Raw genomic sequence first — 1,019 nt, forward strand, 5'->3', positions numbered from 1 at the left:
AATGCACCACCCGGTGCTCGTGGTCCCATACCCATTCCCGATAAACCAAATGGATCAAAATCTGTATCCATATCGTCGTCGTGACCAAATGTACCGGCAAACATCCTGTTGCCACCACCTCCACCAAGGTCAAAAAATGCTCCAAACGGACTCGATGTTCCAAAGAACTGTGCAAAAGTTGCCCTTGGATCACCATGGAAAGTGTATGTGAAACCGTCGGGTGTCCCACCTGTATGACCACCACCAATGTTGCCCTTCAGTCCTTCCTCGCCAAACTGGTCATACACGTCTCTCTTCTTCTTATCACTCAACACTTCATACGCCTCTGCTACTTCCTTGAAACGTTCTTCTGCACCGGATGCTTTGTTTTTGTCTGGATGATATTTAAGTGCCAACTTCCTATATTCCTTCTTGATTTCATCATCCGTTGCCGACTTGTTAATACCAAGGATTTTGTAGTAGTCTTTCCCCATTTTAGGGCCGACACCTAAAACAAAAATAAATAAAACTATGAGAACAATACTGAAATAAGACACTATTAAGATTTAAATTAATTTATGAATTTATAAAAATTATCAAGTCCTTAACCTAACCTTACGGAATCCGCACTGATAGTTACCGATGTTACTCAAATATTATTGGAAATTTTTCCATTGACGGTTTTTGGAAATACAACCTTCAAGGCCTACTACCTACATTGCTTTGGTATTTATTTATAGTAGAAACTCGGTCATCACATGGAAACAACAAATTAGGAGGCATATAAGTAACAGTTTTGTTCCATCACTTGTTTTGAGCAATACTGAATTCTACTTGTAGAAAAAAATGTAAATGTAGAAACTATAGAAATTGTAAATACTTTGAGCTGGTATTCTGAAGATATTACCAACAGGATGTATGTAGCCTAGTTTCTTCATCATTAGGACTGTGCAGTCCTAGAGGAATTGCAGCCTTTGACTTGAGGCCTCCTAAACTAAGGTGGTGGTGGTGATAACAAGCCCCACTTCATCCCCAGTTTT

General features: G+C 39.5%; 1 protein-coding gene. It reads right to left on the reverse strand.

Translation table 4 applies throughout. The annotated features are described in order from the left end of the window. On the reverse strand, nt 1-536 hold a 536-nt coding region (locus MAGTDC_RS02645), incomplete at its 3' end, for a DnaJ domain-containing protein (protein ID WP_278046953.1). Between the last annotated feature and the right edge of the window lie 483 nt (nt 537-1,019).

It is taken from the genome of Candidatus Hodgkinia cicadicola (assembly GCF_002774925.1).